The sequence below is a fragment of the Bacillus cereus group sp. MG9 genome (assembly GCF_040459995.1).
Classification (GTDB): domain Bacteria; phylum Bacillota; class Bacilli; order Bacillales; family Bacillaceae_G; genus Bacillus_A; species Bacillus_A mycoides.
Window position 1 is genome coordinate 397,658 of the sequence record NZ_JARVHC010000002.1, and the last position, 16,338, is coordinate 413,995.

Here is a 16,338-nt window from a genome sequence, read left to right on the forward strand (position 1 = left end):
ATTTAATATTATCGTTACCAATACCTATTCCACTTAATCGATCTACACTACCGCTAATATACTTCTCATATTCAGGGGTAGTAAAGAATTCATAAGCAATCTAGTGATCTACATAGATTACAGTTTTTGTCTGAGTTCCTATTTCTAGTGTTACTGCCGAATTTGCGCTTGTCTATATATTAAACACACCTTTATTATTTTTTGAGATATTATAATTAAAACAAAAGGAACCAATTCGAATAAAATTCGAATTGGTTCCTTTTATTTCAATGTAAAACATGAACTTTTAGAGACGGTAAAGTTTAATTCAAATGATAAATACAACTTTTAATTGAATTAATGTCACTTTCCGTTAACCTACCTGAAAAGTATATAATTGGGGTTTTTGTATTTGGTGGCTGATAATTAGTAATTATAAAATCATATTTTATTCTATCATTAATTGAATTATATATTTTTACATTTCCCCCAATGCTATTGGTTAATGTTGAATATATAAACCGCTTCTCCACCTCTGTACCGTTAAATAAAAATAAAATATTAATTTCATCCGCGAAAGAATTTAAAAGGAGTGTCGCATAGGTGGTGAAAACTTCAATTTCTTCTTTATACATTCTATTTTCATTATGGGTTTTATTCCAAAAAGAAACCAAGGACCTATCTTTTTTGTAATCCTGTAAAGATTCATTTTCAAGTTTATCCAATGAACTGAAATAGAATCCTAATGATAAATTATATTGACTATAAATAAGACAATAATAAAAAATAGAACTTGAACTCACTACTAATTTTTCTTTTTTTTCTTCTTTTATATTATGTTTTTCCATAAGTATATCAATAAGCTTTAAATAGTTATGATAATCATCGTTTTTAAATTCCTTTAAATACTCAAGCGTTACCTCACTTTGTTTGCTTGTAGTAGCGAATACTAAAATCAAATAAACATTTAATGCTTTTATTTCATTTTCAGGTAATTTGATTGAATAATACCTCTCAAAAGTTAGAATAATTTCAGTTATACAATCGGCTTGGTAGCTATCATATATAGGTACATCATTAATTCCACTTTTTATATAACATTTATTAGAAACTCTATTTATACAAATAGATAAAATAACACACAACATCTCAAAATCTACCGTCACTTTATGCTCTCGTAGAATATTTAGGATCTCTTCCCTTAGTATATTTGGCAATAAGAATTGCCTTGTATATTTTTGTGTATTATAAAAAAAAGCGTGATAATAATGCCTAATATTTAGTTCCTCCCCCTCTAATTGGATTTCTCTTAATTTAATTTCTAACATACTCTTTGTAAGCATTTTTTTATGTTCTTTTATTTGTTTTTTTAGTGTTAATTTACTCACAAATAAATTTTGTGACCACTTTTCCAACGTATAGCATTTGTTATTAAATAGACCTAGCATAATTTTATATATTATACTTTCATCTAAATACGAATTTATGATAGGTAATATCGAATTAGTAATAGGTTTGATTAATATATACCCTTTCGATTTTACACTAATAATATCCCAATGTTCAGGAAGGTAGCTTTTCAGTTGAGAAATATCGCTTGAAACCGTCCTGATTGAACATTGAAGTTGTTCAGCAATATCTTTAGAAGGAACCAAATTTTGACCATTATCTAAAATTTCAAGAATTTGAATCATTCTTTTTACTGGTTTATCATGAATTAGACTCTGTGTAAACTCAAGCATTAATATTTCCTCTCTCTTAAATGTATTTACGATGCAGAATAGACTAATTAAGAAAGATTCTATTTAATGAAAGTAACTTTCCTACATACATATAAAATTTAGGACAACACTAATACTCTTTCTGTGTTACGACCATGTTATATATTATTTATTCCATTCTTAAATTATATATTGTTCATTCTATTTCTTCTTACTAAAAGTTAGTTTGTATTTTTTAATTGGAAGGGCATATGAATCAAGCTTTTCTAATGCATAAACTTATAAAAAATTAAGACTTAAAAGTACTATACATAAATGAATGAATGTCAATCATTTATGAACTCACATAAATTGAAAAATATTCTTGCATAGCAAAAAGTAATGGATTTCATTCTGTAGTGCAAATGTATCCTAATTATAACTGTATCATTCTTATTATTTTTAGACGTCTATCTTAAGATAGATTTTTTATAATCCTCTCTATCTCTAGATAGAGAGGATTATAAAAAATCCGGTTCTGGTGCAAATATATAATGAAGAGGCTGAAGATGATGAATTTTAATTTTTAGTTAGTTTATTCCTAAAGAACTAACGATTATTCGAATAGCATTTTTCTTCTTATAAAGAAACAAATCGCTCCCATCTTCTTTTCTTTTTCCAGGTAATCCAACTGACGCTGCGTAGTGTCCTTTAAATCAAAACGTGTAGGTTTCTCTGTAGATTTTGTTTCAAAGGCTATAGCTCGTCCCTTATATACGCCGTCATAGTCTACTGTACTTTTAGCTTCGCAGAATCCATTTAGTACACGACCACCTTTACTTTTTAAAACCTTTACAGGAGTCGGAGCTTGTTTTTAAGCGCCACTTCCCCTCTTTGATACATTCCATTCGCTAGATTGATAAGCATTTCAAATCCCATCACACGGTTTCCTAGTCTCATTGTTATTCCTCACTTTCTATTCAAAGGATTTTTTAAATTTTCATAAAACATTTTTAAAATCCCGTACTATTAGAAATACCTATATAATACAAATAATTAATTATTAGGAGTGCCTTGAACTACCCCCACTTTCACTTCGTTTAGAAGAGGGGGATTCCTAAGTAAAGAGTTCTACCGAACTCTAATTGATTAGGCTATCTCCGCAGTCCTTGCGGTTAGAAGCCTTATCGCTTCATTCTTTAGATTTATACTTGCGTTAATATCCCTATCATGGTGTGTACGACAAGAAGGGCAGTCCCATTTACGTAGGTTTAGATTTTTAACGTCTTTGTTTTGATATCCACAACAAGAACATAATTGGCTGGAAGCAAATGTTTTCGATACGACAATGACTTGTTTGCCGTACCATTTTGCTTTGTATTCCAACATGGTTCGAAACTGTGACCATGATACCTCACTAATTGCTTTTGCTAACTTATGATTCTTTAACATATTCGATACTTGCAAATTCTCTATACCAATAACATCGTGGTTTTTGATGATTTCAGTTGAGACTTTGTCCAAGTAATCTTTTCTAGCATTCGTCATGTATTCATGAATTCTAGCTACTTTTACTCGCTGTTTATTCCAGCGAGTAGATCCTTTTATTCTTCTAGAAAGAACACGCTGTGCTTTCGCCAACTTCTCTTCTAATGACCGAAAAAACTTCGGATTTTTATAGGTTGTTCCATCTGACAAAATGGCGAAATCTTTTAGTCCCACATCCATTCCAATGTAAGATTGTGTTTTCGGAAGTTCTTGCACTTCTGTTTCAACTAACAATGACACAAAGTATCTGCCAGAAGAGTTCCGTCTAACTGTAGCGTTTAAAATACGTCCCGTTATTTCACGACTTTTAGCAAATCGAACAAGACCTAGTTTCGGCAACTTTATCTTTTTTCCTACAATGGCAATGTTTTCATTTGTTTGTTTTGTGGTGTAAGATTGTACGTTGTTTTTCTTAGATTTGAAACGCGGGGCACTAGTTTGTTTTTTGAAAAAGCGTGTATAAGCATCCGCAAGGTTGCGAACAGACGACTGAATCGCAATACTATCCACTTCTTTTAACCAAACAAACTCTTTCTTCATTGCAGGAAGTTTGGCAGAGCACGTACCATATGTCAAACCTTTTCCTGTTTCTTTGTATGCATGATCCCATAGAGATAGGAAATGATTGAATACAAAACGAGAACAGCCAATTGTTTTATTAATTAGAGTTGCTTGTGTTTTATTTGGATAGATACGAAATTTATATGCTTTATTAATCATCATTCATTTCACCTCCATTTCGGCATATGTCTATTATACAACAAACATACATTCGATAGATAGTGAAGTAACAGATTATGTATGTCGAACAATTAAGATGGCTTCCTGCCATCTCTTGTCCGAAGCCAATTCATCTCCCACCTACTCACTTCGCGTTCCTTGAGGAAGGAGTCTTCTTGGCTAAAATGATAAAACTTGCTACAACAATTTTTCAAAACATCGTAACTTTTTTCAAAGTAATTAAACTTTGTTTTAATATCACAATCTCAGTCAAAAATACTATTGAGGAAGCTTTGTCCTTCAAAGCTATAAGAAGCCGACTTGTTATCCCATTTTAATTCGATTTCTAATATTTCTTCTTTATTCAGCACTGTATTTTTAGTACTACGATGTTCAATCCATTTTATTTTTTCTGGGACATCTGGAATGAATAACGCCGTAAAGTAAGCCTTCCTTAATATTGTTGCCAATTGAGCATAACGATCTCCTACTGATCGATTATCATTCCCATACATCACAAATCTTGCTCCTATACCGTTTGCTATATCTTTATCATTAAGAACATACACTTCTACAGGAAATCTATGCACCTCACGTACCTTATCTTCATTTGATTCCGTGGACATAAATTGCCCTGTAACGTATGGTAGTTCAAACTTATATACTCCTGAATGTATTTGTTGATATTTTGGTACTTCTTTAGTTTTATTAAACATTAATAATCCCCCTTAGTATTTAAATATAATCCTATCTAGTTTTTTGCTGCCTTCACTAAAATCTCTTTAAATGTAATTCATTTTTTGTTACCTATTACTCTTTATTTTATATATACTGTTCTTTAGCTTAGGCTTCTTGTGTAACCGTACTTTAGTCCCATTAATATCTAAGTCAATTTTTTCTTCCTCTAAAGCCTCAATTTTCTCTTTATGTTCCTTTTCAATTCTATCTCTTTCTTCTTTTCTCTTAGTCGCTTTGGGACCAATTACGAACAGAATTAAGAATATACTCACCATGACAACAAAAGTAGTCACTAGTACCTCTCCCCTCTTGCCAAAACTTCGTACAACAAAATTCCTTTTAATGTATAAGACTTAATTCAGAAAATTAGAGGAGAACAAGTGCTAGTATAATTACACAGAAAAATTATAGAAATCACCTGCACTATTCCTCCTTCTCCTATATAAACAAAGATTATAAATGACGCAGCAAGGCTGGTACTAGCAATGTCATTACAAATATAAAAATTGAACTATATCTCAAACTCGAACTCCATTTCCCATATTTCGGATGTTCAAATTTCTTATAAAGCATACCTAATGCTAAAGATATCAAAAACATTAATACAGCTGTTCCTAAAATTATAGAAGTAATTAAGCCCACCATATTACTCATAAAGGTTTGAAAATCAAAAGAACGTGTTGTCAACATTAACACTGGTAGAATTCTTATTAATAGTATGAGAATAAATGAACCTACTCCAAAATATATAGACCTTTTTTTCCACTTTATATGTTTAAACCATAAAGAAGCCCCAAAAACTAATAATGATATTAAAATTACTACAGAAAGTATAAGGAAAATAACATCAAAGAATGCAGGCACACTCGCATGGACTGCACCATCTATTTTATCTCCCCCATCTTTAATTACATCACTGCCGCCATTAAACAAAGAACCAAACCAGTCTACAATCCAATCAGTCATCCAGGAAATATCAAATGGTAAATCTTCATTTTTTGTTTGTGTAGGAGCAACTGAGTTGAAAACTTTCAAATTCTCCTCCCCCTTCATTAAAAATTACCCCCTTTACTTTAAGTATATAAATTTCCTTAACCAAAACTAAGAGAGTATTAAATCATATCTGATTAAATAGAAGGTTCATTTAATACATCTGTACACTCTCATTATGATAACTATCCGATGCATTTACTTTTGTCCCTATTATGGACTACGTAAAAAAGTACTCATCCAATTGTGATACACATAATAATTGGATGGGTACTTCATTACACATTCTTTATTCTGTTTTTATTGACATAGACGAGGTTTATACATTTCGTGGTGATACAAACTATAGTACCGAATTAAATAATTTTAAAATATTACTACGTAATTCACTCGATTTAAGAAAATAAAATTTCACAAATCTTCAATGATAGCTTCTTGGTTTATCGGATAGAACATATGTATGAAAAAACGCAGCATAATATCGGTTTTTCTAACCTCGTAAATGACTTAATATATATCTTTGCGTATTTATGTCTTGGCGTTTTAATGCCGTTACTAATTCTCGATTAACATCTGATACAGGTAATGGTTCTCCATATATATCAAATAATCTTATACCCAACTTACTTAAAATCCGTATATTATTAAGATTCCTACTCTCTTGTGTATAACTAATAATATTGCGTAAATTAATCCCAAAACTTATCATAAACTAACGCTCCCTCTTCAATGTAAATAGATATGGATATACTTCTATTTATTTTCGAGGAATCCCTTGAAGCTTAATAAGCCCTATATATTTCTCAATACCATAACAGTATAAGCTCTCTCTTTTTCTACTATAGTGCTACGCCACCTCTTATAAGAAGTATTCAATAGAGAACAGTTGATAAATCAAAATCCAAAAAAGCATTAACGAAACTTGTACTGTCTTAACTATACTTTTTCAAATTTAAAAGCATGGACATTATCATAATTCAGAATATTCTGTATATTAGTGAAAAAAATCGTAGTGAAATTTAATTTATCTAATTCCTGTTATTATCAGAATAAGCCTTTACAGAGAAATGGGGGATATTATGACTGTTCAAGAAAAAAGTAATAAGAAATTGATGGAATTATTACATGAATGGTATGAAGAAATTCGTTTATATCATGTAAAAGAAGCAAAACAGACATATCTACAAGTAAAAGAACGTTTAAAGGAAATAGAAACAGACCAATATGTATCATTCTATTATTCTCTACTGAATTTTAGATATAAAGTCTTGGTAGATGGAATGAGTATTACAAAAGATTCTTTTAATCAAATAGAAAAACTCCCTAATATCAAAGAGGAATTTTCATTTTTAGCTTACTATTATTATTTCTTTAAGGCAATCCACTCTACAATTTTAGCAAATTATACTGAAGCGAAAACACACTATGAAAAGGCAGAAGAACTTTTAATTGATATACCTGATGAAGTAGAAAAAGCCGAGTTTGAGTATAGATTTTCAACTTACTGTTATCAATCTTATCAACCATTTGAAGCGATTCAACATGTAGTAAAATCCAAAGAAATATACCGGAATCATGTAGGCTATGAAATTAATATTGCTTTATGCGACAATGTATATGGACTGGCTTGTATAGATCTAAGAGAATTTGAAAGAGCGGAAGAATGTCTCAATACGGTTATTGATGTTTGTAAGAAGTATGATGAAGAACAATTATTATTACGAGTACGATCCAATTTAGGCTGGTTATATAATATTCAAGATTTATATCCATTGGCGATTAGACAAAGTTCTGAAATTATAAATACCATACCGAACCATTTTAAAGCATTATTTGTCTTAGCAAGAGCATATTATAAATTAGAAGGCGTTGAAACAGCAAAAGCATATATCGAGCAAGGTATAAAGTATACAAATGAATCAGGAAATGCGGAATATAAGCATCGTTTCGCAGTTTTAAATGAACTAATCACAGAACTACCTAGGATTAAACTAGAAAAAGTAGTTACTGATGCAATTTCTTATTTTGAAAAAGAGGACATGTGGGATTGTGTAAAAGAATATGCAGAGATTTTAGCACTCCAATTTTACGAGGCAAATAATCATGTTAAAGCGAGCAAATATTTCTATATTAGCAATAATGCTGATAAGAAACATTTGAGAAAAGGAGCGTTAAAGTAATGAAAAAAATAAAAAAAGTGTTATTAAGTATGGTAGTAGTAAGTGCATTAGCATGTAGCATGATTAGTTTAAATGTATCACAACACTCTTCGTTTAATGGTGGAGATACGCCAGCACCAACAAAACCGATTGTCTCTAGTGGCGTATCTATTGATTAACGTAATACATTTTTCTCACTTTAAAAACCAGAAAATTCAGCCTCTTAATCTTTAAAAAATGTTGAATAAAATAGATAAAATATTGAACCCCTAGTCCGAAACATATTTGTTTCGGACTAGGGGTTCAATATTTCAACTTTTCTATATAATTGTGAGCAGAATAAAAAATATCAAAAAGTTGATTGAGAAAAAGCACTGCTAAAATCTGGTTTTGGTGCAAAAATAAAATAAAGGAGAATAACGCGCATATATTCCTAACGGAATCGTATCTTATGCTGCAAGTCCAAACAATTGATGGATGAATTCTTTCTGATTTTGGACAGACTGGTCCCGTAAATCAAGCTGTTCTTTTTTAATCATATGCATGGCTTCTACTCCAGAAAGAATGGATGTAGCTGTGTCAAAATATTTGAACCCTAGCATAGAACGGATTCGCTTCTTTATAAAGCGATGATCTTGTTCTACTATGTTATTCAAGTACTTTTGTTGTCTAAGTTGCATACCATCAGGTATGCTTTTTTCTTTTTTCAACTGTTCAATTGCTATAGGATAAGTCGGGTTCTTATCGACTGTTATAACACGTGGCTTTGAAACATGAAAAGACCGCGAAGCTTTCTTGAAAAAGCGCTTTGCAGCCTTCTGGTCTCTTGTTTTGTTTAGGAAAAAATCAATTGTGTTTCCTTTCGAATCAACAGCACGATACAGATACATCCATTGACCTTTTACTTTGATATATGTTTCATCGACTCTCCAAGAGTCATTTGTTTGTTCGAGGTGACGGCGGATTCGTTTGTCCAATTCAGGACCATACTGATGAACCCAACGCATAATCGTTGTATGAGAAATGGATAAACCCCGTTCTTCTAGCATTTCCACCAAATCACGAAAACTGAGGTTGTACCGTAGGTACCATCTTACCGTTAACAAAATAATATCAGGCTGATAATGCTTCCATTTTAATACATTTTCCTTTTCCATACCAATCACGCACCCTTTTTAAAGTAATAGTAACAGTATGTCCAAGATTTGTAGATTCATTGCAATTGTCCTTAAGTTTTTGCACCAGAACCCTCACACATATATATACTTTTAATCCCTTGCCCTGATTCTCTTCTAAACCTGCCACCGCATTTAAATACTTCCCAAAGGCGAACGCTCTAGAAATCTCATCGACGGACCCCTCTTTTGCAACTTTTGAAGCTGATTCTTCTGCATAAACTGCATAAGCCTTCTCAACTGATTCCGCCGCTACTAACGCCCAATATTCTTGTTTATTAAACTCAAAGTATTTTATATCTATTCCCCTTTTCTCATCGCTATCAAGCTAAGAAAATACAACTCTCCCAGAACGAGATTTTGTCCTAATTTGTAATAAAAAAGCTCATTTTTTCGTTTTGGGTGGATTTGTTTTCTTAAGTTTATGGGCATGCGTCGTACCCCATAAAGGGAAAAAGAATTAATTTTCGAATATTTAACTATAATATACTAAATTTAGGAGGCGCTTATGAAAAGGATTTTATTGAAAAAAGCATTTTCCGCGTTATTATTGACCACAGTTTTAACATTCTCATTTTCTACTGCTGCATTTGGAGAATCCGGAACTACCCAATCCCTTAAAATGAACGGTTCTGGTGCAAACACTCCAAAACGCTTGTAAGTAACCTCCTAAACTTGGACATACTGATACTAGTACTCTGAAAAAGGATGTGATTGGTATGGAAAAGCAAAATCTATTCAAGTGGAAACATTATCAACCTGATATTATTTTATTAACCGTGAGATGGTACCTACGGTACAACCTCAGTTTTCGTAATTTAGTCGAAATGATGGAAGAGCGTGGGTTATCACTTGCTCATACAACTATCATGCGATGGGTTCATCAATATGGTCCTGAATTAGATAAGCGAGTACGACGTCATCTTAAATCAACCAATGATTCTTGGCGAGTCGATGAGACGTATGTGAAAGTCAAAGGTCAATGGATGTACCTATATCGTGCTGTTGATTCAAAAGGAAATACAATTGATTTTTATTTAAGCAAAACAAGAGATCATAGGGCTGCAAAGCGTTTTTTCAAGAAAGCTTTGCAGTCTTTTCATGTTTCAAAGCCCCGTGTGATTACAGTGGACAAAAACCCGGCCTATCCTATAGCGATTGAAGAGTTGAAGACAGAGAAAAAGATGCCTGTAGGCATCCAAATAAGGCAGGTAAAATACCTGAATAACATTGTAGAGCAAGATCATCGTTTTATTAAAAAGAGAGTTCGTTCAATGCTAGGATTGAAATCTTTTCGTACAGCTAAATCTATTCTTTCAGGAATAGAAGCGATGCATATCATTAAAAAAGGCCAACTTATTTTACGGGACAAGTCTGTCCAAAATGAAGTGAAGTTTATTCATCAACTATTCGGAATGGCTGCATAAGAATAGATTCTATTAGGCATCTATATACCTCTTTCAAATAAATACAATCTTTGCACCAGAACCTCTCATTATATCAATCGGCATTTGTATCAACCTTTTTCTAAATCCTTACTGAGTTTACTAGTTTAGTAGATTTTCTATTCAAAATATTAGAGATGTAATTAGGCTAATGCTTATTACTCGGAAGGCGCTGTGGTATCCCTGCATCTTCAAGTTGCTTATTCCATTGATATAAGTTTTCATCCGCATGGTCAACCAATAGCCAACTATACACCATGTGTTCGTGCGTCCGTTTCCAATAGTGACCAGCCTTTAAAATTAAATCATCAGCATAGAAATAATGTAAATTCATTCCAATACATAATGCCACGACTGTCGGTAACTCCTTATTTAACGTCTCATTATTTCTGTAATCACTAATTATTCTTGAACTTAATCCAGATCGTTCACCAACGATTTCATTGGTTAAACCTCTTCTTTTTATATGATAGTCCAGTGTCTTTGAAAAGCTTCCTGGCATATTCATTAGTTCATCCGAAGTTTCTCTTGAAAATGCGCTTATTTTTGCTATTTCCTCTGTACGCTCTTGTATATTTTGATTATCTTCATAGTTTGGATTGTACGTTGCCTCAACAAAATTAGCAGCACTTACATCCCTATAGAGAAAACACATTCTATAAAAAGAATCATCATATAGTTTACTAACACGCTAACAAGATATTTTCTATCAAAGATTAAACAACACTCATCAACATGCTCTAATGCATACTCTGTTAATTCAAGCGAGCCGGCCTCGTGTCGTATTACGTATTGGAGGTCGTTAATACAAAACATAGCATTGACATAAACAACTTTCCCCGAGAATACCATTTCAGAAAACTCTTTCGACATATTTGCTTCATACAAGGCATTCATTTCATCAATTACAAATGTTTGGTTCTTTTTCAACGCACCACTTCTAAAGGAATATGGAGGATAGTACCTACCATCGACATGTACAAATGTCCCCATTGCCTGGTCAAACCCAACATCAATCGCTCGTAGTTCTGCAGCTAATTTGGATACGTCAAAAAAAGCGGCAACTTCCTCGATTGCAAGTTGCATAATCTCCGCACTTCGCAGATTCTGTTTTTCATTATGTAGCCTGGATAATACCCTTGTTAGTTTCTCTTTTGTAGTTTTTAGAGGCATCAAGATTCTTGGTGCTAGAACATTTGCTTGCCATTCCATCCAATGTCAGGCTTTATCGATTCCGACCGTTTCACTTCCGTATTCCTCAACTACTTCACAACTTACAGAGCCCACATTGCTACCCAGCAGCTTCTGTAGTTCAAAAAAATTCGCATGGAGATCATGGTGGACACACTCGTGAACGATTGTACTTCTTTCAGAACCAATATTTCTCATAAAAACCACATTGGGGTTTACTAATATGGTTCCAACATCAATATTTTCCGTCCGAGTGTATACCATATCTTTCTCGGAATATTTCTACCTGAGCCTCACCAAAGTGTGACCTACCAAAAATGTTATCCGGCAGGGGTGCATAATACATAGTTAGGCACATATTATCTAGTAACTCATCCATATCTAATGGCATTGGTTTTTCTAGCGCTTCTGGATAATACTTTTGCAAAAATTTCTCAGCTTCATTATCTAAGTCTTCCGAATATAAATAAGGAACCAGATACCTTGACAGTGCACTTTCTTTACTAAATCTTTCCCTACTATACTCCCTGACGTCAATTATCATGACTTTTCGAAGCCCTGATATCAAATGATCGTAGAAAGATACAATAAACCATTTAGACTGTCTATTAGCTTCATAGTCACTTTTACCTAACCCTTTTAAAACAATTTCAGCATTTATACTAGCATTAAAAAAGATTTGCCGATGTTCGATACCATAAAAAGATATACCCTTTACTCGGATGTTCGCTAACTCAATGTATGATGGATCTAAAACATTATAAGAATTTAAATCCAGTGATCTTCCTTTATGAAGGACAAACTTTTTAATTGCCTGATAAATTTCATCATAATAAATGTCTTCTAAGTATGCCTCGAATGATTTAAAGGTCTTTTGCACCCTGTCACCCCCTGCCGGATTGTTAACATTACTGTTCCTATTTTAATTGATCTCTGATTTTTCAATAATAATAGTACAAATCATCTATTACACCACGATAAAGACAATCATGTTTTCACTATTTTAATTCCCCTATAATTAGTAATATTGCTCAATATACTTATAGGCCATGTCGAAAACTTCTTTGTCTTTTATTTTGTACTTGATCCAGACAACACTTCTAAGGGCTTTCTTCACTTCCTGCTTTCCTGCTGTTGTGCCTTGCCAACCTTCGAATCGTACTATTTTAACGATATCATCTATATCATTAACAATCCGTTCAACGATAATTGGGGTCTTTGAATTCTTCACCTCATCAAAAAGTTCTGTTAATGCCGCCTTACCTTTATCCACTTCTTCCTCGGGCACTACTTCATGTTCAGCTTCGGCAGCCTCCCGAGCAAGTTCTAATAGCAGTTTAAGAAACTCGATACTGGTTATTAGCCCTTGTTCGTGTTTTTCGCGAAGGTTTTCAAGTTTTTCACCCAACATAACAAATTTGACATCATTACTATGTTTCCTAATTTTCGCAACTAAGTCAATTTCAACTTTTATTGTTGTTTTTCTTAAATCTTTTTGTTTTTCAATGAAACTATCAATTAAATCAGCATCCATAGTGAGGATTTCCATATCATCATGAACTTCTCCAATTTGCAAATGTTCATGGACAAGTTCCATCGTTTTAGCTCCAAGGGAAGCCCAAATCAATCCACCTCTTCCATCAGTAGGTTTCACTGACTCGAATACTCTAGTAAGCCATTGATAATCAAACTTCATTGGGTTTAAAAATGGATCTGGAGAAATCGCTTCCCAAGCTCGATTAAGAACTTTGTAATCTGCACCGAATTCATCTTTAACTTTATTATTTGGCAAGCATTCTTGCGCTGCGATTAAACCTTCCCAACCATCTATGGTACGATCTACTCCCATAAAGTAACTTAAACACTTACGCATCAATGCAGGAATTTGTTTTTTGACTTCCTCAATATTCGAAATAACCTTTTTCATACTTGATTCATCAAAATCTAGAGCTTTAGCCACATTATCAAATACACCAATATAATCAACAATTAACCCATGAGTCTTTCCTTCATCATAAGTTCTATTAGTACGGCAGATTGCCTGAAGTAAGTTGTGATCCTTCATAGGTTTATCTAGATACATTGCCTGTAAAATAGGTGCATCAAAACCGGTAAGCAACTTAGAAGTTACAATAACAAGCTTTAAAGGATCATTCGGATCCCTAAATCTATCTAGGACCTTACTCTCCGCATCCCTATCACGTCGATAAGCTTTATATTTATCTTCTTTGTCATTGTTTGTGTCCATGACGATTGTTGTTGCATCTGGACCAAGCAATTTATCAAGTTCTTCCTTATACATAAGACAGCATTGTCTGTCATAGCATACAACTTGACCTTTATATCCATTAGGATCGATTTTTTCTTTGAAATGTTTTGTTATATGTTCACAAACTTTTTTAATACGCTTACGATCATACATGATTGCTTTCATGTTAACTCTACGAGACAACTCTGCCTTATCTTCTTTGGATAAGTTTTCTGTCAGTGACTCAAACTCGGCATCAAGCTTTTCTCTATCAACATGAAGATCTACCGGCACTGGTTCAAAATTTAATGGCAGAGTCGCATTATCACGAATAGAATCCGCAAATGAGTATTTACTCATGTATCCACTCTTATCCTCAAGTGCCCCAAATGTATTAAATGTATTTTTATCAATACGATTAATCGGGGTACCTGTTAAACCAAAGAAGCATGCATTAGGCAGAGCAAGTCTCATCTTGCTGCCCAAATCACCTTCCTGAGTTCTATGAGCTTCATCAACCATAAGAATAATGTTGTCCCTAGGGTTTAGTTCTTTGTCAACATCACCGAATTTGAATATTGTTGTAATTGCTATCTTTCTTTGATCTCCTAAAAAGAATGATTCTAGATCCTCTTTTGAACCAAGACTCACTAGATTAGGAATATCTGATGCATTAAATGTTGCTGTTATCTGGGTTTCTAGATCAATTCTATCATCAACAATAACAACCGTAGGGTTATTCAATTCAGGCATCATCCTAAGTTTCTGTGCCGCAAAAACCATTAACAATGACTTACCAGACCCCTGGAAATGCCAAATTAATCCTTGCTTCGGATACCCCGCCTTAACACGTTCAACAATTAAATTTGCACCTTCGAATTGCTGGTAACGGCAAATCACCTTATACTTGCGGTATTTTTTATCCGTAGCAAAAACTGTGAAAAACTGAAAGATATCCATTACCTTCTCAGGTGTAATCATATCTGTAATACTGATTTTTACATCTGCCAGGCTTCCTTCATTTTTATGTTCCGGAGTATGCCATGGCCCCCACATCCCTATTGGCATACAAACGGAACCATACCTGTAACATTTACCTTCGGTAGCAAAATTGAATATATTTGTTACAAACATTCCTGGTATGCTTTTTTCATATGCTGCTATGTCTCCAGCTGCATCCAACCATGTTATTGAATTACGAACAGGCGTCTTTAACTCACCAATAGCAACTGGAAATCCATTAATGAGGAGAACAACATCAAGTCTCTTACCATTTTCTTTTTGTGGATATACCCATTGATTAGTGACAATATATTCGTTCAGCTCTAGGTCTTCTTTATTCATTGTTCCAAAGAATCGAATTGGAATCATGCGTCCATCTTTGCCGAAAGGATAAGAGTTCTCTTCAAAAACCATCTTCTTAAACAATTCATTCTGCGTTACTAGGTTGTGCGGTTGAACCGTCAATATTAACGTACGCAGTTTATAGATAACTTCATCTGCGCGGGAGGGCTCTTCAGCAATTTCAGGATTTAGGCGAATGAGCGCCTCCTTAACCATAGCTTCAACCATAACATCAGAATATTCACGTGACAGTTCTTCGGCCGGTATAAACTTCCAACCATTACTTTTAAGGGTCATTAACGTCATTTGTTCAATCGTATTATCTTCATTAAACACCAAGTATTCCTCCCATCTTTAACAAATTATAAATCCAATTAACCAAAGTTCTTCGACATCAAAGCTTTAATAGTACTTTCTAGATTTTCAATGTTTTGTTGTAGTTCAAATTTTGATTTATCGGTATGTTGGACAAACTCCTCAAACTGGTTTTGAAGCTCAATTGGTGGTATTGGTATATCTATTTCCGAAAGAATCTTCTGATTTAAATTTTGAATATTAGAGCCTCTTCCAACCATCTTTTGACGAACAGAATTTGACTTAAACATTTGTAGTAAATAGGGTATCTTCAAACTATCTATAAGCAAGCGAAAACGTATGCAAAACCCGCTATATGTTATTGAATTACCATCCGGATACACAGCTAGACAACGTCCTACGAGTTCTTTATTACCGTTGGAACGTACAAAAATAATATCTCCGTTTTGTAACAAATATTCTTCTGACGGCGGAGAATTTAGAGCTATCATCGTTAGTAGCGATGTATCTCTTATTTCCGATAGGTTTTTAAAATCCCCCACACCGAGACAATGAATTTTTACCCCTGACTCATTAGAAGAATAATTCATCCCATTTTTACATTTACCTGTTTCAAGTAGGGGTTTTGACTGCCACCCCAAGGGGTTAGTAATTGGATCACCAAACATCTCAATAAAGTGTGCTTTGACAAGTTCATCCGTAATATAAAGCAATTTCTTATAAGCCTCTTTCGTATTATTGGCAGCCCATAGTAGTTCAGCAAGTTTCTCTTGTTCCTCCATATCA

The 16,338-nt window shown here is 33.5% G+C and carries 16 protein-coding genes and 2 pseudogenes; 4 read left to right on the plus strand and 14 right to left on the minus strand.

Annotation, left to right across the window (positions count from 1 at the left end; all coding sequences use genetic code 11):
• Positions 1-302: 302 nt before the first annotated feature.
• The 7 genes and pseudogenes from QCI77_RS29715 to QCI77_RS29745 all read right to left on the minus strand — a co-directional run bounded on the left by QCI77_RS29715 (position 303) and on the right by QCI77_RS29745 (position 6,384).
• A complete protein-coding gene (locus QCI77_RS29715; protein ID WP_353826025.1) occupies positions 303-1,721 on the minus strand; it encodes an AcpB/EbpR/MafR family transcriptional regulator in 1,419 nt (472 codons plus the stop codon).
• A 598-nt stretch (positions 1,722-2,319) separates the two neighbouring features.
• Positions 2,320-2,639, minus strand: a pseudogene (locus QCI77_RS29720) (Holliday junction resolvase RecU); the annotation flags it as partial.
• Positions 2,640-2,828: 189 nt separating this feature from the next.
• Entirely contained in the window at positions 2,829-3,950 is a 1,122-nt protein-coding gene (gene tnpB, locus QCI77_RS29725) for an IS200/IS605 family element RNA-guided endonuclease TnpB (RefSeq protein ID WP_353826026.1), read from the minus strand.
• 263 nt (positions 3,951-4,213) lie between these two features.
• A complete protein-coding gene (locus tag QCI77_RS29730; protein WP_353826027.1) occupies positions 4,214-4,663 on the minus strand; it encodes a hypothetical protein in 450 nt (149 codons plus the stop codon).
• An 87-nt stretch (positions 4,664-4,750) separates the two neighbouring features.
• Positions 4,751-4,978, minus strand: a complete 228-nt coding sequence (locus tag QCI77_RS29735; protein WP_000206851.1) for a hypothetical protein — start codon at positions 4,976-4,978, stop codon at positions 4,751-4,753.
• 160 nt (positions 4,979-5,138) lie between these two features.
• A complete protein-coding gene (locus QCI77_RS29740) occupies positions 5,139-5,738 on the minus strand; it encodes a hypothetical protein (protein ID WP_353826028.1) in 600 nt (199 codons plus the stop codon).
• A gap of 427 nt (positions 5,739-6,165) precedes the next feature.
• Positions 6,166-6,384, minus strand: coding sequence for a hypothetical protein (locus QCI77_RS29745; RefSeq protein WP_353826029.1), 219 nt, complete (start codon positions 6,382-6,384; stop codon positions 6,166-6,168).
• Between the two features lie 370 nt (positions 6,385-6,754).
• On the opposite strand from QCI77_RS29745, the gene QCI77_RS29750 reads away from it, so the two are divergent.
• Positions 6,755-7,855 carry a response regulator aspartate phosphatase gene (locus QCI77_RS29750; protein ID WP_353826031.1) on the plus strand — a complete coding sequence of 367 codons (1,101 nt, stop codon included), beginning with the start codon at positions 6,755-6,757 and terminating at the stop codon, positions 7,853-7,855.
• Positions 7,855-8,013, plus strand: a complete 159-nt coding sequence (locus tag QCI77_RS29755; RefSeq protein ID WP_000721406.1) for a Phr family secreted Rap phosphatase inhibitor — start codon at positions 7,855-7,857, stop codon at positions 8,011-8,013. Before QCI77_RS29750 ends, QCI77_RS29755 begins: the two co-directional genes overlap by 1 nt.
• A 270-nt stretch (positions 8,014-8,283) precedes the next feature.
• On the opposite strand, the gene QCI77_RS29760 is transcribed toward QCI77_RS29755, so the two are convergent.
• Both QCI77_RS29760 and QCI77_RS31015 read right to left on the minus strand, forming a co-directional pair.
• Positions 8,284-8,991: an IS6 family transposase gene (locus tag QCI77_RS29760; protein WP_353826032.1), complete on the minus strand. Its 708-nt coding sequence runs from the start codon at positions 8,989-8,991 to the stop codon at positions 8,284-8,286.
• A gap of 100 nt (positions 8,992-9,091) precedes the next feature.
• Positions 9,092-9,307 (minus strand): annotated as a pseudogene (locus QCI77_RS31015) (hypothetical protein); the annotation flags it as partial.
• A gap of 210 nt (positions 9,308-9,517) precedes the next feature.
• Between QCI77_RS31015 and QCI77_RS29765 the strand changes: the two are divergent.
• Positions 9,518-9,670 carry a hypothetical protein gene (locus QCI77_RS29765; RefSeq protein ID WP_353826033.1) on the plus strand — a complete coding sequence of 51 codons (153 nt, stop codon included), beginning with the start codon at positions 9,518-9,520 and terminating at the stop codon, positions 9,668-9,670.
• Positions 9,671-9,728: 58 nt separating this feature from the next.
• On the plus strand, positions 9,729-10,436 hold the full coding sequence (locus tag QCI77_RS29770) for an IS6 family transposase (protein WP_215582324.1): 708 nt from the start codon (positions 9,729-9,731) through the stop codon (positions 10,434-10,436).
• Positions 10,437-10,602: 166 nt separating this feature from the next.
• Here QCI77_RS29770 and QCI77_RS29775 read toward each other — a convergent pair whose 3' ends face one another.
• The 5 genes from QCI77_RS29775 to QCI77_RS29795 all read right to left on the minus strand — a co-directional run.
• Entirely contained in the window at positions 10,603-11,109 is a 507-nt protein-coding gene (locus tag QCI77_RS29775) for a hypothetical protein (RefSeq protein ID WP_353826034.1), read from the minus strand.
• Entirely contained in the window at positions 11,085-11,666 is a 582-nt protein-coding gene (locus QCI77_RS29780; protein WP_002136104.1) for an ImmA/IrrE family metallo-endopeptidase, read from the minus strand. The genes QCI77_RS29775 and QCI77_RS29780 overlap by 25 nt, the downstream gene beginning before the upstream one ends.
• A 214-nt stretch (positions 11,667-11,880) precedes the next feature.
• Positions 11,881-12,525: a hypothetical protein gene (locus QCI77_RS29785; RefSeq protein WP_353826035.1), complete on the minus strand. Its 645-nt coding sequence runs from the start codon at positions 12,523-12,525 to the stop codon at positions 11,881-11,883.
• A gap of 138 nt (positions 12,526-12,663) precedes the next feature.
• Positions 12,664-15,573, minus strand: coding sequence for a type I restriction endonuclease subunit R (locus tag QCI77_RS29790; RefSeq protein WP_002136099.1), 2,910 nt, complete (start codon positions 15,571-15,573; stop codon positions 12,664-12,666).
• Between the two features lie 38 nt (positions 15,574-15,611).
• Positions 15,612-16,338 (minus strand): restriction endonuclease subunit S (locus QCI77_RS29795; protein ID WP_353826036.1); only part of this gene is annotated, 727 nt, incomplete at its 5' end.

Excerpts from the sequence above, each read along its gene's own strand:
- QCI77_RS29715 (WP_353826025.1), bottom strand. The coding sequence starts at position 1,721 with ATGCTTGAGTTTACACAGAGTCTAATTCATGATAAACCAGTAAAAAGA.
- tnpB (WP_353826026.1), bottom strand. The coding sequence starts at position 3,950 with ATGATGATTAATAAAGCATATAAATTTCGTATCTATCCAAATAAAACA.
- QCI77_RS29730 (WP_353826027.1), bottom strand. The coding sequence starts at position 4,663 with ATGTTTAATAAAACTAAAGAAGTACCAAAATATCAACAAATACATTCA.
- QCI77_RS29740 (WP_353826028.1), bottom strand. The coding sequence starts at position 5,738 with ATGAAGGGGGAGGAGAATTTGAAAGTTTTCAACTCAGTTGCTCCTACA.
- QCI77_RS29745 (WP_353826029.1), bottom strand. The coding sequence starts at position 6,384 with ATGATAAGTTTTGGGATTAATTTACGCAATATTATTAGTTATACACAA.
- QCI77_RS29750 (WP_353826031.1), top strand. The coding sequence starts at position 6,755 with ATGACTGTTCAAGAAAAAAGTAATAAGAAATTGATGGAATTATTACAT.
- QCI77_RS29755 (WP_000721406.1), top strand. The coding sequence starts at position 7,855 with ATGAAAAAAATAAAAAAAGTGTTATTAAGTATGGTAGTAGTAAGTGCA.
- QCI77_RS29760 (WP_353826032.1), bottom strand. The coding sequence starts at position 8,991 with ATGGAAAAGGAAAATGTATTAAAATGGAAGCATTATCAGCCTGATATT.
- QCI77_RS29765 (WP_353826033.1), top strand. The coding sequence starts at position 9,518 with ATGAAAAGGATTTTATTGAAAAAAGCATTTTCCGCGTTATTATTGACC.
- QCI77_RS29770 (WP_215582324.1), top strand. The coding sequence starts at position 9,729 with ATGGAAAAGCAAAATCTATTCAAGTGGAAACATTATCAACCTGATATT.
- QCI77_RS29775 (WP_353826034.1), bottom strand. The coding sequence starts at position 11,109 with ATGTGTTTTCTCTATAGGGATGTAAGTGCTGCTAATTTTGTTGAGGCA.
- QCI77_RS29780 (WP_002136104.1), bottom strand. The coding sequence starts at position 11,666 with ATGGAATGGCAAGCAAATGTTCTAGCACCAAGAATCTTGATGCCTCTA.